Origin of the sequence: Gluconobacter sp. OJB (genome assembly GCF_039638275.1) — a bacterium.
In the GTDB taxonomy this organism is placed as follows: domain Bacteria; phylum Pseudomonadota; class Alphaproteobacteria; order Acetobacterales; family Acetobacteraceae; genus Gluconobacter; species Gluconobacter cerevisiae.
Genome location: NZ_JBDIWH010000001.1, coordinates 2,405,001 through 2,421,452, shown reverse-complemented (window position 1 = coordinate 2,421,452; position 16,452 = coordinate 2,405,001). Strand labels below are relative to the sequence as shown.

Annotated in this window: 14 protein-coding genes, 1 tRNA gene, 2 rRNA genes and 2 pseudogenes (1 of these 19 cut by a window edge); 11 read left to right on the top strand and 8 right to left on the bottom strand. The window is 54.1% G+C overall.

The features are described 5' to 3' along the window. The first annotated feature begins 62 nt into the window (after positions 1-62). The 4 genes from ABDK74_RS11255 (at position 63) to ABDK74_RS11240 (ending at position 2,504) form a co-directional block, all read left to right on the top strand. Entirely contained in the window at positions 63-680 is a 618-nt protein-coding gene (locus tag ABDK74_RS11255; RefSeq protein WP_346003858.1) for a YceI family protein, read from the top strand. Positions 681-684: 4 nt separating this feature from the next. Beyond that, positions 685-1,296 carry a cytochrome b gene (locus ABDK74_RS11250; protein WP_346003857.1) on the top strand — a complete coding sequence of 204 codons (612 nt, stop codon included), beginning with the start codon at positions 685-687 and terminating at the stop codon, positions 1,294-1,296. Between the two features lie 4 nt (positions 1,297-1,300). Continuing rightward, a complete protein-coding gene (locus ABDK74_RS11245) occupies positions 1,301-1,888 on the top strand; it encodes a YceI family protein (RefSeq protein WP_346003856.1) in 588 nt (195 codons plus the stop codon). A gap of 205 nt (positions 1,889-2,093) precedes the next feature. Next, on the top strand, positions 2,094-2,504 hold the full coding sequence (locus tag ABDK74_RS11240) for a DoxX family protein (protein ID WP_194256145.1): 411 nt from the start codon (positions 2,094-2,096) through the stop codon (positions 2,502-2,504). 25 nt (positions 2,505-2,529) lie between these two features. On the opposite strand, the gene ABDK74_RS11235 is transcribed toward ABDK74_RS11240, so the two are convergent. The 3 genes from ABDK74_RS11235 to ABDK74_RS11225 all read right to left on the bottom strand — a co-directional run bounded on the left by ABDK74_RS11235 (position 2,530) and on the right by ABDK74_RS11225 (position 6,943). Further along, a complete protein-coding gene (locus ABDK74_RS11235) occupies positions 2,530-3,450 on the bottom strand; it encodes a LysR family transcriptional regulator (protein WP_346003855.1) in 921 nt (306 codons plus the stop codon). Positions 3,451-3,551: 101 nt separating this feature from the next. Next, a complete protein-coding gene (locus tag ABDK74_RS11230; protein WP_346004218.1) occupies positions 3,552-5,123 on the bottom strand; it encodes a TolC family protein in 1,572 nt (523 codons plus the stop codon). A 608-nt stretch (positions 5,124-5,731) separates the two neighbouring features. Next, on the bottom strand, positions 5,732-6,943 hold the full coding sequence (locus tag ABDK74_RS11225; RefSeq protein WP_346003854.1) for an MFS transporter: 1,212 nt from the start codon (positions 6,941-6,943) through the stop codon (positions 5,732-5,734). 105 nt (positions 6,944-7,048) lie between these two features. Between ABDK74_RS11225 and ABDK74_RS11220 the strand changes: the two genes are divergently transcribed. Next, the gene (locus ABDK74_RS11220) at positions 7,049-7,981 is read left to right on the top strand and encodes an AraC family transcriptional regulator (RefSeq protein WP_346003853.1); all 933 of its coding nucleotides are present in this window, start codon (positions 7,049-7,051) and stop codon (positions 7,979-7,981) included. A gap of 196 nt (positions 7,982-8,177) precedes the next feature. Here ABDK74_RS11220 and ABDK74_RS11215 read toward each other — a convergent pair whose 3' ends face one another. Then, positions 8,178-9,125, bottom strand: a complete 948-nt coding sequence (locus tag ABDK74_RS11215) for a LysR family transcriptional regulator (RefSeq protein ID WP_346003852.1) — start codon at positions 9,123-9,125, stop codon at positions 8,178-8,180. A 77-nt stretch (positions 9,126-9,202) separates the two neighbouring features. On the opposite strand from ABDK74_RS11215, the gene ABDK74_RS11210 reads away from it, so the two are divergent. The 3 genes from ABDK74_RS11210 (at position 9,203) to ABDK74_RS11200 (ending at position 11,615) form a co-directional block, all read left to right on the top strand. Then, positions 9,203-10,147, top strand: coding sequence for an MBL fold metallo-hydrolase (locus ABDK74_RS11210; RefSeq protein ID WP_346003851.1), 945 nt, complete (start codon positions 9,203-9,205; stop codon positions 10,145-10,147). Continuing rightward, positions 10,144-11,100 carry an alpha/beta hydrolase gene (locus tag ABDK74_RS11205; RefSeq protein ID WP_194256140.1) on the top strand — a complete coding sequence of 319 codons (957 nt, stop codon included), beginning with the start codon at positions 10,144-10,146 and terminating at the stop codon, positions 11,098-11,100. The genes ABDK74_RS11210 and ABDK74_RS11205 overlap by 4 nt, the downstream gene beginning before the upstream one ends. A gap of 188 nt (positions 11,101-11,288) precedes the next feature. Further along, positions 11,289-11,615, top strand: a complete 327-nt coding sequence (locus ABDK74_RS11200) for a YnfA family protein (protein ID WP_194256139.1) — start codon at positions 11,289-11,291, stop codon at positions 11,613-11,615. 60 nt (positions 11,616-11,675) lie between these two features. Here the strand turns inward: ABDK74_RS11200 and ABDK74_RS11195 are convergent, their stop codons facing one another. Then, positions 11,676-12,890: an MFS transporter gene (locus ABDK74_RS11195; RefSeq protein WP_346003850.1), complete on the bottom strand. Its 1,215-nt coding sequence runs from the start codon at positions 12,888-12,890 to the stop codon at positions 11,676-11,678. Between the two features lie 103 nt (positions 12,891-12,993). Here ABDK74_RS11195 and ABDK74_RS11190 point away from each other — a divergent pair, with 103 nt between their 5' ends. The 3 genes and pseudogenes from ABDK74_RS11190 to ABDK74_RS11175 form a co-directional block, all read left to right on the top strand. Further along, entirely contained in the window at positions 12,994-13,629 is a 636-nt protein-coding gene (locus tag ABDK74_RS11190; RefSeq protein WP_346003849.1) for a TetR/AcrR family transcriptional regulator, read from the top strand. A 133-nt stretch (positions 13,630-13,762) separates the two neighbouring features. Further along, positions 13,763-13,876, top strand: a pseudogene (locus ABDK74_RS11185) (3-oxoacyl-ACP reductase); the annotation flags it as partial. A gap of 386 nt (positions 13,877-14,262) precedes the next feature. Beyond that, positions 14,263-14,905: pseudogene (locus ABDK74_RS11175) on the top strand (aldo/keto reductase); the annotation flags it as partial. Between the two features lie 201 nt (positions 14,906-15,106). Here the strand turns inward: ABDK74_RS11175 and ABDK74_RS11170 are convergent. From ABDK74_RS11170 to ABDK74_RS11160, 3 genes are all read right to left on the bottom strand, one after another. Then, a tRNA-Met gene (locus ABDK74_RS11170) sits at positions 15,107-15,183 on the bottom strand. A 48-nt stretch (positions 15,184-15,231) separates the two neighbouring features. Beyond that, positions 15,232-15,346 (bottom strand): 5S ribosomal RNA (gene rrf, locus ABDK74_RS11165). 85 nt (positions 15,347-15,431) lie between these two features. Further along, positions 15,432-16,452, bottom strand: a 23S ribosomal RNA gene (locus tag ABDK74_RS11160) (it continues 1,716 nt past the right edge of the window).

The window sequence follows — 16,452 nt, the reverse complement described above, 5'->3', positions numbered from 1 at the left end:
ACAGGTTCTTTCAGGGCCTGTCTCTCCGTCCCTGCTTTTTCATTCTGACCAGAGAACCCGACATGAAATCCTCTTTCTTTCTGCTTTCCCTTACCGCCCTGACGTTTGCATCCGTCATTCCGCATCCGGCAGCAGCTCAGGTCGTCACGGCCCCGGAACAGGTACAGTCCGGCACCTATGACGTCGAACCTAGCCACACTCAGGTTGGCTTTTCCGTTCTGCATTTTGGGTTCACGAACTATCAGGGCGTCTTTTCCGACGTTTCCGGCACGCTGGACCTCAACGACAAAAATCCGGCTAAATCCCATCTTTCCGTGAGCATTCCGGTTGGATCGGTTCAGACGACCAGCGCCAAGCTGACCGAAGAACTCAAGGGCGACCAGTGGTTCAACACGGCGCAGTATCCGAACGCCACGTTTGAATCCACCTCCGTCCGTCGCACAGGCAAGGCCGATGCCATCGTGACCGGTAATCTGACACTGCATGGTGTTACGAAGCCCGAGACGCTGATGGTTCATTTCATCGGTGCAGGTGTGAACGCGCTCGACAAGAAATACACAGCCGGTTTTGAAGCCACAGGCACCATCAAGCGCAGCGATTTTGGTGTGAAGATGTATGTCCCATATGTCAGCGATGCCGTGCAGTTGCGGATTGCCGGCGCTTTCGAAAAGCAGGGCTGAGTCCATGGCTGCGCCCGCAAAGCAGAGCCGCGGGATCACGCGATATACGGGCGTGGCGATCATCCTTCACTGGTTGATCGCTGCGGGAATCCTGCCCCTGATCGTCATGGGGCTGGTCATGGATCATCTGTCTCTTGATCCGATGCGTGTTTTTCAGCTGTACCAGCTTCACAAGTCGATCGGTATTACGGTCATGGTTCTTATTGCCCTGCGGGTTGTCTGGCGCCTGACGCACAGGCCGCCAGAGCTTCCCGGTGACATGAAGGGGTTCGAGCGCATGGCGGCCCATCTGACGCATGCAGCTTTATACGGCCTGCAAATATTCATGCCGCTGAGCGGATGGGCCATGGTGTCGGTGTCCGCTCTGGGGATTCCAACCCTTCTGTACGGCACCATCCTCTGGCCCGATCTGCCAGTGCTTTCAACGTTGCAGAATAAAGCCCCCGTCGAAACCGCACTAAAAGCGGTTCATCATTGGGGCGGCTGGTTTCTGCTGGCGTTGATTGTTCTGCACATCGCCGCTGCCCTGCGTCACCATGTCGTTTTGAACGATAACACCCTGCGACAGATGCTTCCTGCCATTGGCAGAAAGTCTGTTCCCAGACACGGAGACTGACATCATGGCTTTCCTTAAAAAAGCAGCCTTTTCAGCGTTCGCCATGAGCTTTCTGGGCGCGACACCTGTTTTCGCCGCAGACTGGACGATTGATCCGGCTCACAGCACGATCGATTTTTCGGGAACACAGACCGGACATGCCTTTACGGGACATTTCGGAAAATTCGACGGAACCATCTCTTTCGATCCGGCTCATCCCGAAGAGGGGCATGCGAAAATCACGATCGATATTGCAAGCGCCACGACAACGGACAAACAGCGTGATGGAGCCATGCCAGGAAGTGACTGGTTCAATGTAGCCCGCTTCCCGACTGCGACGTTTGAAGCCCGCAGCTTCCGGGCCAAAGGCGGTAATGCATACGAAGCTGTTGGAACGCTGACGATCCGTGGTGTCAGCAGGCCCGAGACCCTGCCTTTCACTCTCGACATCAACGGCCAGACAGCTCACGCCAAAGGTCATCTTGATCTGATCCGCTCCGCTTTCGGCATTGGTCAGGGCCCGTGGGCCACCGGACAGTGGGTTGCGCTTCAGGTGGGTGTGACCATCGATGTCACCGCAAGCCAGACGTCAGAAGCACCGACCCGTCCGTGACAGTGTTCTGTACTGCGTTCTCCGACGAGCTGGGTGGGCGTGGTTTCTCTGGCTCATCCGGCTAAACTATAGAAACATACAGTTTCTATAGTTTCCATTTATTGATTTCTGAGGCAACGGTAAAACAGACATCAACGGCCTAGGAGCGCAGAACAGCAAGCCTCCGGCTGAATGTCAGATACTTTCAAATACGAAAGACAAACCGATGAACATGTCCTTTCCACGCGATCAGGCTCTTCTTGCCTCACGCATTCTTCTCGCCCTTCTGTTCGTCCTGATGGGGTGGAGCAAACTGACGGGCTTTGAAGGAACCGTAGGATATATGGCCAGCACGGGTGCCCCGGTTCCGACAGTGTCTGCTATTATTGCCATCGTCACCGAACTCGGTATCGGTCTGGCACTTATCGCCGGTTTTCTAACGAGACCGCTCTCCATTCTTCTCGCTATCTATACGATCGTCACAGCGTTCATCGGTCATCATTACTGGACGTTCGACGGCATGGCTCGATACGATATGTGGATTCATTTCTACAAGAATTTCAGTATCGCAGGCGGTCTTCTCGCCCTCGCGGCCTCTGGAGCCGGTCGCTTCTCTGTGGATGCTCTGCGTCGATAAGCCCATAGTCTTATCTGGTCGAACTTCATGCAGTCGTGTTGGCCCAGGGCGGATGTTCAAACGCCGAGATCAGGTGATCCATCAAGGCGTTGACCCGGAAGGGGCGGAGCGTACTGCTGGATGTCACGAGATAAAGCGCAATGCTCGCGGCATCCCAGTCCGGCAGGATCTGTTCGAACCGTCCATCCTGCATGCCATCCCAGACCATGAATTCGGGAAACAGGCCAAATCCCAGATGCGCTTCCAGTGCTGGCAGAAAAGCCTCCGCATTATTGGCCCTAAAACGTGAGGCCTGGGACAGCACATAATCCTCACCGGTTTTTGTGGACGTAAAGCGCAACGTACCGGGAGCGGATATATTCGTATAAACGAAGCTTTTCTGCTCTTCGAGGTCACGAGGATGCGTCGGACGCCCGATACGATCCAGGTACTTCGGGGTTGCAACCAGAAGCAGCCGAACTCCACAGAGATGCCGGGCACGCAGGGATGAATCGGCCAGAGATGCAATCCTCAAAGCCAGATCATACCCTTCAGCCACAAGGTCAACGAGGGAATCGCTGAAATCCACAGTGATGTCGATATCCGGATATCGCTCCAGAAAGGCCGGGAGTACGGGCGAGAGATGCCTGATTCCGAACGTCATGGGCGCAGCGACCCGGATCAGGCCTGAAGGCCGATGGGTGCCTCCACGGGCTTCACTTTCAGCTGCTTCTGCCTCAGCAAGTATCCGGTTTGCATGTCCCAGCAGCATGCGACCTGTTTCCGTTACGGACATCTGACGGGAATTCCGGCTGAACAGCGCCACCCCCAGAGACTGCTCCAGACGACTGATGGCTTTCGAGATCGTCGGTTTGGAAAGCTGAAGCTCTTCGGCAGCGCGCACGAAAGAACCGCGTTCGGCCACTTTGGCAAAAATGGCCCAAGCCTCGAAATCCGGCAGTCTCATACAAGCAATCTCCAGAACTGAACGTCAGCCATTAATTATCTTTTTGATCGAGCATCATACAGAAAATCACGCAGCTCTCTGGAAGCTGGAGGTTACCTTTTTCAACCCAAAGAACCTGTCCCAAAGGCCAACCCCGCAGCAGCAATCAAAGCAGCGTAATAAGCATCTGAACGACTGAGATTAGCGTCAAGAAGCCCGTTCTGCGCCAACTCCGTTTGTGTCACTGACCCCGTTCCCGAGCGGTACGATAACAAAGCTGCATCAAAGTTCGTCTGCGAGGCCACACGGAGTTTGGATGCCGCGTCGTAAGCTTGAAGGCTTGTATGCAGGGCATTCTCCGCCAGAACAATCTGCTGGACTGCACCATTGACTGTCTGTCGAAGAGTGGCTTCTGCACTGTCTTCCTGATCTTGTGCGCGTTTGACAATGGCAGAACGCAAACCACCGTCAAAAATAGGGACACTGATACCGCCAAGAATCAACGTACTGAAACGGTTTCCTGAAAGATTAAGAGTTGGAGATACACTATCACTGGCACTCGGTATGGAAGTCAGATTGGTTCGCCCTGTTGAGTACGCCACGTTGCCTGTCATAAAGATGCTTGGAAGAAATGCCGCTCGCGCTGCAGAAATACGACTTTGCGCAGAACGCATTGCTGCATAAGCAGCCAATACATCCGGACGACGTCCAACCGCTGCTTTGACCACTTCGTCACTTAAACGAACATCTTCCAAAGACAGGGAACGACCCGATACGTCTTCAAGATTGATACGGGATTCCGTCGAAACTCCCATATTATTAAGTAACGCCAGATAAGTATTCTGTTCTTCTCCTTGAGCTTGCACAAGACGCAGATTGACCTGTGCGGTCACCTGTCGTGCCTGTGTGACATCCATGATTGTTCCTTGCCCCTGTTTCAGCCTTGCCTCTGCCGCGGCTTGCACGTGTTCTGCATTTTCCAGCGATGTCTGTAAGAGTTGCACGCGAGTAGAGGCTGCAGCATGTGTATAGAAAGCAGTTGTAACGCCATAGATGATTTTCTGATGCACACCCGTGAAAAGAACATTAGTTGCCAATTGAGCCTGACGCGCAGCACTAATAAGGGATTCTCTCCGACCAAAATCAAATAACAACCATCGCAGACCTACTGTCTGAACTTCCGCAGACCCTGAACTGCGCCGCTTTGGGTTGCCATTGATGCCAATTGAGCCATAGTTGTCTGCGTCAAACGATGCATCCGTAGTTTGGCTTTTCGCTCGAGACCATCCTCCTACAACAGTTGCCGTTAACGTGGGAAGATAAGTACTTTTAATAATTCCAACGGCCAGCGCCGCATCTCGTGCAGTATTCCATGCTTTTCTTGTTTGCGGATTAGAGGACTGCGCAACATCAATCAGGTCTGCCAGAGTATATGAATCTTTTTTTTGATCATTAAGCAGTGGCGCTTCCCCCTGAATAACTGCATTTGGATTTGAGGGAAGTGTGTATTTTGCAGGAAAAGATAGTTTAGATAATTTTTTTTCTTTTCCAGGAATGATCACCCCCCCGGCAGTAACATTGGGTTGCCACGGCTGATCAGGGCTAGCGGGGGCTGTGTCCAATTCCGATGTCGCACATCCTGACAACACCAATGATAATGTAGCGAAAAAAATCCGTTTATTACTATTTTTTATCAATTCAATTACTCCACACTTATTAAAATCATTAATGTCAATATTATTCAATAGCCTACAGATTTATTCACAGCATTCTCAACGCGACTTTAGTCTTTTAAAAAAGGGCATTCCACTCACACCACGAAAAACACTTTCCTCGTAGTGTAGCAGATTTTTCGCTTTACTGAATTTCATCATGAACACCGTCTAAAAAACGAAATTTTTCTGACACGCGTTACGACGTTGCTTGAAAAGTCGAGGGTGTGAGGGAATCAAAGAACCGTTAACTAAAGCCGTTATGCCCTGATTAAGGCGTTAACGGACGGGCGTTGGTGGTCTTTTGGTGATAATATTCGCTCCAAGAACAGAAATCGCATGAAGGGAAGGCGAGCATCGATCAGATACTTCTTCTGTTTGTCGAATAGGTTGTTCAGCAACGCCATGGCGGACACCCGCCCTTGCTTCTGTCTGAATGGGACAGAGCCTTCTCAAAATCCGCTAGCCACTTTACAACATCAAAAAAACACTCCCGAAGCGATGCTTACGGGAGTGTCGTTGAAGTTGATTGCCAAGACAGAATTGACTCTCTGTTCGCGAGGATCGCCAAACAGATTGCCGTACTCAGATCAATGCGGCCGGACCCTGACCCGAAGGGCAATTAGTAGTGCCGAAAGTAGAAGGATGGCGCTGGCTACACTAAATACCCCTATCACACCGCCAATACTGAACATCACGCCTCCGACAGCCGCACCAGTAGCGATGGCAGACTGTACGGACACGACGACCATTCCGCCTGCGCTTTCTGCCTGATCCGGCACGGCATGTGCGACCCAGTTAGACCACGCTACAGGAACACCACCAAAAGCCATCCCCCATAGGATCACCAGCAGCACCTGACCGGTTGTTCCAGTAGGCAGCAGGATCAGACCCAGACTTGCTCCGCCGATCAGAACCGGCATGACGATGAGCGTAGCGCGTAGGCTACGTTCCAGTACCCATCCGGCAACCAGTGTTCCAACGAAGTTTGCGATCCCAAATGCCAGCAACACCAATGCCAGACCGCTGACGTTAATCACCATCACACTTTCCAGCACGGGCCGGATGTAGGTGAACAAGGCGTACTGCCCCGTATGGACAAAGGTGCAGCACAACATGCCCACGCCGATCCCCGGCCTGCGCAGGATTCCCAGAATGGTACTCAGCTTAGCCGGACGCTGCGGTGCCAGAGGCGGAAGTGTCAGGAACTGGAAGAGCAACGTCACAGCCCCGAGCGCTGCGGCAGCAAAAAAGGCGCTTCTCCAACCGTATAACCCGCCGAGATAACTGCCAAAGGGTACGGCGACGACAGTTGCCACCGAAATACCGCTGAAAATGATCGAAAGGGCCCGTGGCAGAAGTGCTGCTGGAACAAGGCGCATCGCTACGGCAGCCGCCATGCTCCAGAACCCGCCCAGCGCAACACCCAGCAGAACACGCATTGCAAGAAGGAAGGTGAGACTCGTTGAAAGAGCTGCCAGCAGATTGGAAGCAATCATCAACAGACTGAACGCGAGGAGCACAACGCGGCGATCGATCTTCTGCGTCAGGCTTGCTGTCAGCAATCCCGAGAACATGGCGATCACCGCTGTTACAGTAACCGCCTGTCCTGCCAGCGCCTCTGAGACGCCTAACCCGGCTGCCATGGGGGTCAAAAGGCTTGCGGGCAGATATTCCGCTGTCAGAAGTCCGAAAACCCCCATGGTTAGCGAAAAGACCGCCATCCATGCAGGAGACGTAACCTCCTTCGCTTCGATAACGCCGGACTCAGCAGAGACTGGGTCCAGAAATGCGTCACTCATAAAAATGTCCTCAAGATTGCCATTACGTCACAGGCTAGGCAGATCGATCGGGACGATCTATGATTGGAAATCCGTTTTTTTTGATCCTAAAGCCGGAATTTTTTGATGTTGGATCAGGTTTCTCCGTCCTCCGACCTCATGAGTGAGCTTCTTCTCGGAATGCGTTTGCGCGGTCTTCAATACCGTCGCATCCATGTGGGTCCGTCTTTTGGTTTTGCGTTCAGAGAAAAAACCGGTTGCGCCTATTTCCATTTTATGGCGACTGGGACGGCAGAGCTTCGAACCGAAGACGGAGTTCGTGAGACGCTCGCGGCGGGAAATGCAGTGTTTTTGCCGCAAGGGAGCGCTCATCAAATCGTCTCCGATCCGACGGCTTCAGTTCAGGATATCGAGCATTACGATGTCGCTCCTCTCAGCGAGACCTTGTATGCCGTGACAACCCCTGAACCGCAGTCCATCTTTTTCAGTGGCTGCATGGAGTTCGACCTTGGCGGTCTGCAAGGGCTTGTGCCTCTGATGCCCGAGATCATAAAGATTGATGCTACGAGCCAGCGTTACCTCGAACTTATGCCGATTTTAACAGCCATGGAACAGGAAGCCTGCAGCGGACGCGTGGGAGATGCTGGTATTCTTGCGCGTCTGGCGGATGTTGTGATGACTGTCATCGTTCGGGGCTGGGTCGAATGCGGTTGCGGTAATAGTTCCGCTTTTGTAACAGCCTTGCGGGAACCGAGATTGTCACGCGCCATTCTTGCCCTCCATCGACAACCTGGACGTGACTGGAGTGTGGCGGAGCTGGCCGCTGAAAGCGGTCTTTCGCGCTCCGTCTTTGCAAAGCGCTTCCAGGAAACGATAGGTGTTACCCCTTTGCGTTATGCTGGTGAGTTACGGATGCGCATTGCCCGAACCTGGCTTGCTTACGACAAAATTTCCATTGAGAGAGTGGCCGATCGGCTAGGATATACGTCTCAGGCAGCCTTTAGCCGTGCCTACAAACGGATTGTCGGTGTGCCTCCCGGGTATAGTCGCCGAACATAGCAATAGTCTTCGGATAATGGACTTTCCTGCTAGCGGAAAGCAGATGGAACGGTACGAGTGAGCAACCGAGAAGCTATGCCGGATTTTACAGCTTCCGGCACGGGGTTACCAAGCCTGAAAAGACCAGAATAACAGAGATACTCCGTACAACAGAAAAAATTGCAGGGTATGGTTGCAAAAGAGCAGCTATGTTTTTTTACAGAAAGACGCTGGAAGTCTGGATGTCATTTTTTAATAGCGACGTCACGACGTTACGCAGCCACATGGCAGCAGGGTCGCGATCGCTGCGAACAGACCAGACCATTGAAACAGCAGGAATTCGCAGATCCAACGGTACGGGTCGTAACGTCAAACCGAAATGTTCTGCATGCTGATGCGCGATACGACTGGGCAGTGTCGCCAGAACCGGCGCAGTCGCGGCTGTGGCCAGCGCAGTCAGGAAATCTGATGCGGCCAGAACGACATTAAGTTTCTGACCGATCCGCCCCAGAGCCTCAGACAAACAGCCCTGAATGTCGTCCTTCAACGTCATGAGCGCATGCGGCAATGTAAGATAGCGTTCAATCGTGAGTGGAGCGTCCGGATCAATCAGATCAGGGTTGAAGCAGCAGGCAAGCGTTTGTTCATACAGTGGCACGCCACAGTGACGCTCCATCCCGAAATCAAAACACCCAACCGCAATGTCCAGCGCACCAGTGTCCAGCAACGTATGAACTTCGCTACGCGGCGAGCCTCGTGACAGCAGTTGTATCCCCGGCGCATGGCTTTGTAGATAAGACGTCAGTCTGGGCATTAAGAAGACTTCGAGTTCGGATGAAAATCCAAAACGGAAAATTCGTTTCTCTGTCTCCGGGTTAAACCGGTCCTCGGCTGTCAGAATGACTTGAACCTGCCTCAACATCTCAGCAACACGCGGAGCCATGGCGACTGCTTTGGCGGTCGGCAGCATGACGGCACCCGTCCTTACCAGCACCTCATCTGCCAGAAGTATTCTCAGCGTTGCCAGAGCATGGCTCATTGCCGGTTGCTGAATACGCAAACGGTGCGCAGCCTTCGTGACGCTGCGTTCTGACACAAGGGCATCAAAGGCGATCAGCAGATTGAGGTCAAAGGATCGAAGATTGAAATGATCAATAGGCTTCATGCGTCAAATCGATTTGTATGATGATCGGATGCACCCTAGCTCTAGATGCAACGCAAAACAATTGCATTGGGGCTGAAATGACAGAAGCTTTTCACGTTGGAGACGCCCGCATTACGCGTATCCAGGAACTGCACTGGGACAATGCTGATCCCGGAAAACTGTATCCGGATATGGATCCTGAGGCGCTGGCGACGTTTGGTTCGTCCTTAACGCCCGGCTCCTTTAACAGCACCACCGGTAGACTTGCGCAAGGAACCCACGCATGGCTCGTCCAATTGCCGGGCACCACGGTCCTGATCGATACCGCGACCGGTAATGATAAGCCCTTACCAGCCGCACCAGCACTTGATCATCTGCATACGCCGTTTCTTGCACGTCTTGCTGCTGTAGGCGTCCAGCCCGAACAGATTGATACTGTACTGCACACGCATATTCACGCCGATCATGTCGGATGGAATACCCATTTACGAGACGGAAAATGGGTGCCGACTTTTCCGAACGCACGTCATTATTTTTCGGAAATTGAAGCCCGTTATGGCGCCAGCAACGACGGTATTGATCCGGCGCCGGATCTGCCCCCTGAGATTTTGGGACCTCCCGACCATCGACCACTACGCCGTGTCTATCAAGACAGCATGCTTCCAGTGATCGAAGCCGGGCTTGGACAGCCTATCGCAATCGACGGTCAGGAAGTCCTTGCAGGCCTCTCTTTTCATTCGACCCCAGGGCACAGCATCGACCATGCCTCAATCCGCCTGAGGTCGAAGGGGCAGGAAGCCTGGTTCACGGGAGATGTCATGCATCATCCACTTCAGGTTTATCGCCCGGATCTGCGCTCCGTTTACTGCGAATTCATTGAAACGGCAGAACGCTCGCGTCGATGGATGCTCGAACAGGCCGCCGAAAGTGGAAGCCTGTGTTTCACGCCGCATTTTGCAGAAACGAGTGCAGGTTACGTCAAACGCCGCAAAAACGGATTTTCATGGGAATTTGCACAGCCCGATACAGGAGAAATCAAATGACCAATATTCATACAGAAAACCTGCATATCCCCAGTGATACTACGGGTATTTCACTCCATCTGCGTCATAAACGACGCACGGACATCCCGTCATTTGGTCCAGAGCGCACCATTTTGTTGATGCACGGTGCGACACTACCAGCGGAGAGTCTGTTTGACGTTCCTGTTGGCGATGGGACGTTTATGGACAGCCTCGCTCAAGATGGGTTTGACGTCTACGCGCTCAACGTGCGTGGCTTCGGAGGTTCAACACGCCCACCCGGCATGGAGGGCGCACCGGAGGACGCCCCTCCTCAGGTCAGAACTGAAACTGCCGTGCGTGACCTGGAAGCCGCCGTCAATTATATCCTGACCCAGCACGGTCTTCCTCGCCTGTGCCTGATCGGTATGTCATGGGGCGGTACCGTTACAGGCGCTTATACAGCCGCGAATAACGATAAAGTCGAAAAACTGACGCTCATAGCGCCGCAATGGATTAATAAAGGCGTGGCTCTGCTGGATCCCGGCGGGCCTGTTCACGCTTATCGGCGGTTCGATGTCGCGGCATTCCACAAAAACTGGCTGGACGGCGTACCGGAAGACAAACGCAGCGAGATTCTTCCTGCAGGATGGTTCGAGCAATGGGGCACGGTCATGCTTGCCAGCGACCCTGCAGAACAGAATGGTATCATCCGTGCACCAGCAGGCGTGATACAGGATATTCGCGAATACTGGTCTGCTGGAAAATCCTTCTACGAGCCAGAACACATCACAGTCCCGGTTCTTTTGCTCCATGCCGAGTGGGACAGGAGTGTAACCACCGCGCAAATGGTGAATCTATTCCCTCGCTTTAAAAACGCACCTTACCGACGCTGGGTCGAAATTGGAGAAGGAACGCATATGGTGGTTATGGAAAAGAATCGATGGCAGGTTCTGGAAAGCATCAGGCGTTTTCTGCAAACGGATGCCGTTTGAACTCAGGGTTTTATGGAGTTGAATTCGGTAATCTGCCCAGGTCTCTGTGATGAGACTGGAAATGAGCATCGCGCACTTCGTCACAGCGTGCGATACAGAATGTAGGAAAGGCCCGAGCCTGATTACTCCATAGTGGACGACTTGTCGGGGACGGCAAGGCTGGCCATAGCCTGTTGCGGAGCCAACTGATGATGACCATTCTTGCCTATATCGGTGCTGCGCTGGCGGAGATCGGCGGCTGCTTCGCATTTTGGGCGTGGCTACGCCTTGGCAAATCTGCATGGTGGGTCGCACCAGGCATGGTCTCTCTGACCGTGTTCGCGTTGCTTCTCACCCGCGTCGACAGTGACGCAGCTGGACGCGCCTACGCGGCTTACGGCGGCATTTACGTCTGTGCTTCTCTCTTCTGGTTGTGGGCAGTTGATGGCGTGAGACCCGACCGTTGGGATATCGCGGGCGGTCTGATTTGTTTGATCGGAACGAGTATCATTTTACTCGGTCCTCGGGCCGGATAGCGACCGATATATTGGCAAGGCTGATGCCTCTCGTATCCACAATCCACCCACATCAAACTTTTAGTTTTCGGCCTCATGCCCGAGCCGGTGCCCAGGTCGGAATCCATGGGATCTGGCCTTCCATGCGATCAGGAGTCCAGCAAGCGCGAGACCCATTACAGCCCAGGGGAACGACATAGCCCCCCAGGTCTCAAGCAACACCCCGCCCAGAATTCCTCCACCGGCTATGGCACTATTCCAGGCGACGACGTTCATCGACAGGGCGACATCCGCGCCTTCACCGGCCGCGTCCGCAAGGGCTGTCTGAAGTAACGTCGCAGCGCCACCGAATGTCAGGCCCCATACCGTGACGCCGATCATGATCACCACAGGCGATGCAGATCCGATTGCAAAAACGCCAGCGACAACGGCGAAGATTGCGAGGCTGGCCAGAACCGACAGACGCAGAGCGTGATCGACCGTACGGCTGGTTAGCCAGATGCCGAAAAGAGCGGCGAAACCAAAGAGCAGGAGGATGCGATCGGCTTCCCCCGCCAGTCGGGCAGGAGCGATGAACGGTACGATATAGATGTACAGCACATTGTGCGCGAGCATCCATGTCATCACGACGCTCAGGACAGACCGTACACCTGGCGTTCGCAGGACATGCCCGAACGGCAGACGCTCGTGATGTGCAAGGCCCGGAAAATCAGGAACTTTCGCCAGAACCCAGACGATTAGCAGCAGGGTGGCGCCCGACATGATCCCGAAGGCCAGTCTCCAGCCAACAGCCGCGCCCAGCCATGTACCCGCCGGAACGCCCAACGAGAGCGCAATCGGCGTCCCGACCATGGCGATGGCCAGAGCACGTCCCTGCTGGGCCCGTGTCACCATCCTGCGCGCATAGCCTGCCAGCAAGGCCCAGGCGAGACCTGCCGCTGCACCTGCACCATATCGCGCCACGAGGGTCAGGTCGTAATGCGTCGAAAATGCCGTAATGGAGTTGAAGACTACAAAGCCGATGATCGCCAGCAGCAGAACCCGTCTTCGCCTCCAACGCTGTGTGACCAGTGTCAGCGGGATCGCGGCACTCAGGGAGCCCAGAGCGTAAGCTGTGACCATCTGGCCGGCCAATGCGGAGGAAATATGCAAGCCAGCCCCGATCTCGGGCAACAGACCAGCGGGAAGAGTTTCGGTCATGATGCAGATGAAGCCAGTCATCGCCAGCGCGAGCAGACTGGCTACAGGCAGTCCATCATCGGGGTTCCTGCGGAGGGATGTCGTCTTCGGGATCATGGGCTACTCATATATGGATCGGTTGGTATATATATGAGTAGCAAAATTCTGGCAATTATTTCTGGATCGATTAATATGGAAGTCTTTTAGAAGGAGCAGCAGCATGGCGCGGACAGGTCGTCCCCGTGAGTTTGACAGGGACAAGGCGATTGATGCGGCCACGGCGCTTTTCTGGGCACAGGGATATGAACCGACGTCCCTGACGCAGCTAAAATCCTGCATGGGGAATATTTCGCCCGCGAGTTTCTACGCAGCGTTCGGCTCCAAAGAAGCCCTGTTCCGCGAAGTCGTGCAGCATTATCTGGCGACCTATGGACAGGTTATGGCGCCCTTATGGGACGAAAGTCTGTCATCGCGCGATGCAATCGAACGAACCCTGCGCGGCTCAGCGCGTATGCAGGCGGCGCGGACGCACCCTTGCGGATGTCTGGTCGTATCGGGCGCCAGCAATTGTTCACCCGAAAACGAACCTGTTCAGGCCCTCCTTGGAAGCGAGCGGCAGCGGACACGAGCTGGGATCCGGACCTGCGTGGAACGCGCCGTTGCCCACGGTGAACTGCAGGATTGCGCAGCCACAAAAGTCCTGCCCGATATTCTCACGACATTTCTCCATGGCATGACCTGCGAAGTTCGGGATGGGGCGACATCAACACAATTGGATGCGGCCATTACGTCACTTCTAACATTGTGGGATGCCAACGCGACGATGTCCGGACGAACACAGTCAGACAGACACTAGCGCGCATGAGGCAAAGAGGCCTTAAAGTCACAATTTTCCAGATTGACCGATCTATAACTCCCTGACCCTGCTTCATGTGAATATTATGGAGCAGTTGGGGCGGAAATTGAGTTCCAGAACATACCGCCGCATCTCAGCCAGAAAGGCCGCCACCAAAGTCATCTCGCTGTATATGGCAAAAGAACTGGGTGAGCGGGGCATTACGGTCAATGCTGTAGGCGCGGCCGCGTCGGATTTCGATGGGGGGACTGGTCCGTGATTTCAGCGCCTTGGATGCTGGTTACCGGGCGTACAAAGCTGCGTGATTGAAGACAGTGAGCCCGGTGATCGCGTGGGTGGCAATTCGCCGTGTTGAAATGGGCTATGTCGGCCCTATCCGTGAACAGCTTCTATCGACATGGACCATGTGGTGACGTTCTCGATGATTAAATCAGCGCTGCCCATCAGAAACTATGCTCTACGATCATCCTTCTTCCCATAACGGCGAGCGATAGCACATTCACTCAGTGGCGCGGACAGTTCGAGGCGCCTGCCGAGCACGCCGCCAGTATGAAAGTCCGGATGCTGACACATCTCTATGCTGGCCGAGATACTGGCATCAGAGGCAATCCCGTCATGAAGGAACTGAGGAATATGACTTACTCACCCTCCAGCGCTTCCCGATCCGACACGTTCAAAATCGGCGGCGATCTCGAGATCAGCCGTCTGGGTTTTGGTGCAATGCGCATCACCGGCAAAGGCATATGGGGACCGCCTGTTGATCATGATGAAGCTATCCGCACGCTGAAGCGTCTTCCCGAACTCGGCGTCAATTTTATTGATACGGCGGATTCCTACGGACCCGACGTCTCGGAATGGTTGATCAGGGAAGCTCTACATCCCTACCTCAAGGGCCTCGTATTGCAGCAAAGGGGGGCCTGATCTGTTCAGAGCCAAACATCTGGAAACCCGTAAAGCGACCGGATACCTACTGCAGCAGGTGCATAAGAGCCTGCGCAATCTGGGCGTCGAACAGATCGACCTGTGGCAGTTGCACCGCATTGATTCTAGAGTCCCGGCGGACGAATAGTTCGATGCAATCCGGTCCTTCATCGATCAGAAACTGATTCGTTACGCGGGACTGAGCGAGGTGTCCGTTGAGAATATCAAGGCAGCATCGAGGTTCTTTGAGGTCGCGACCGCCCAGAACCGCTACGACCTTGTCGATCGTACCAGCGAGGAAATGCTCGACTACTGTACGACGCATAACATCGGGTTCACCCCTTGGTTTCCACTGTGGAAAGCTTGCAGCATCGCTACGCCAGAATAATTCTGAAATCTAAAATATTTTCCTTAGATGAAGGAGGCTCGAAGTCCTTGGAATAAAGAGCAGGTTCGGTGAATGGGCCTGCAATGCTGGGATTTGCGTCAAACAGGAAGAACGCCATGCATCACCCTGATGCTGGCGTTCTTAGTAAGTTCTTGGTGCAGGATACATTGGTTGCGGGGGCAGGATTTGAACCTGCGGCCTTCAGGTTATGAGCCTGACGAGCTACCGGGCTGCTCCACCCCGCGGTGGTGTGATTGATGTTGGTTTTTTGGGTTATGTGAGTGGGCTGGGGGACCTGGCGGCGACCGACTTTTCCGCACCTTAAGGTGCAGTATCATAGGCGCTGAGGGATTTCACGGCCGAGTTCGGGATGGGATCGGGTGTAGGGCCCTCGCAATGGCCACCAGGTCTTCCAGCCCACCCTGTCTTTTGAGAGAGGGTGGAGGTTGGTGCGGTGTGAAGAGAGTGTGGCTGATTTCTGTGCATGTGTTTTGATGTGAGAAGTATGAGCGATTAGGACCGGTTAGCTGCATGCATTACTGCACTTTCACACCCGGCCTATCAACGTGATGGTCTTTCACGGCTCTATGAGACCTAGTTTTGAGGTGGGTTTCCCGCTTAGATGCTTTCAGCGGTTATCCCGTCCATACTTAGCTACCCGGCTGTGCCACTGGCGTGACAACCGGTGCACCAGAGGTATGTTCATCCCGGTCCTCTCGTACTAGGGACAAATCCTCTCAAGTCTCTTACACCCACGGCAGATAGGGACCGAACTGTCTCACGACGTTCTAAACCCAGCTCACGTACCACTTTAATCGGCGAACAGCCGAACCCTTGGGACCTGCTCCAGCCCCAGGATGTGATGAGCCGACATCGAGGTGCCAAACCTCCCCGTCGATGTGGACTCTTGGGGGAGATCAGCCTGTTATCCCTAGAGTACCTTTTATCCGTTGAGCGATGGCCCGTCCACGTGGGACCACCGGATCACTATGGCCGACTTTCGTCTCTGATCGAGCTGTCACTCTCACAGTCAGGCGGGCTTATGCCATTGCACTCGACAGCCGGTTTCCGACCGGCCTGAGCCCACCATCGCGCGCCTCCGTTACACTTTGGGAGGCGACCGCCCCAGTCAAACTGCCCACCATGCAGGGTCCCGGACCAGGCTTACTGGTCTCGGTTAGACATCAGAAAAATTCAGGGTCGTATTTCAAGGATGGCTCCACCTGAGCTGGCGCCCGGGCTTCAAAGCCTCCGACCTATCCTACACAGAATGTCTCTGATGCCACTGCAAAGCTGCAGTAAAGGTTCATAGGGTCTTTCCGTCTGACCGCGGGTACCCCGCATCTTCACGGGGAATTCAATTTCGCTGAGTCGATGCTGGAGACAGTGGGGAAGTCGTTACGCCATTCGTGCAGGTCGGAACTTACCCGACAAGGAATTTCGCTACCTTAGGACCGTTATAGTTACGGCCGCCGTTTACCGGGGCTTCAATTCAGTGCTTGCACACCTCCTCT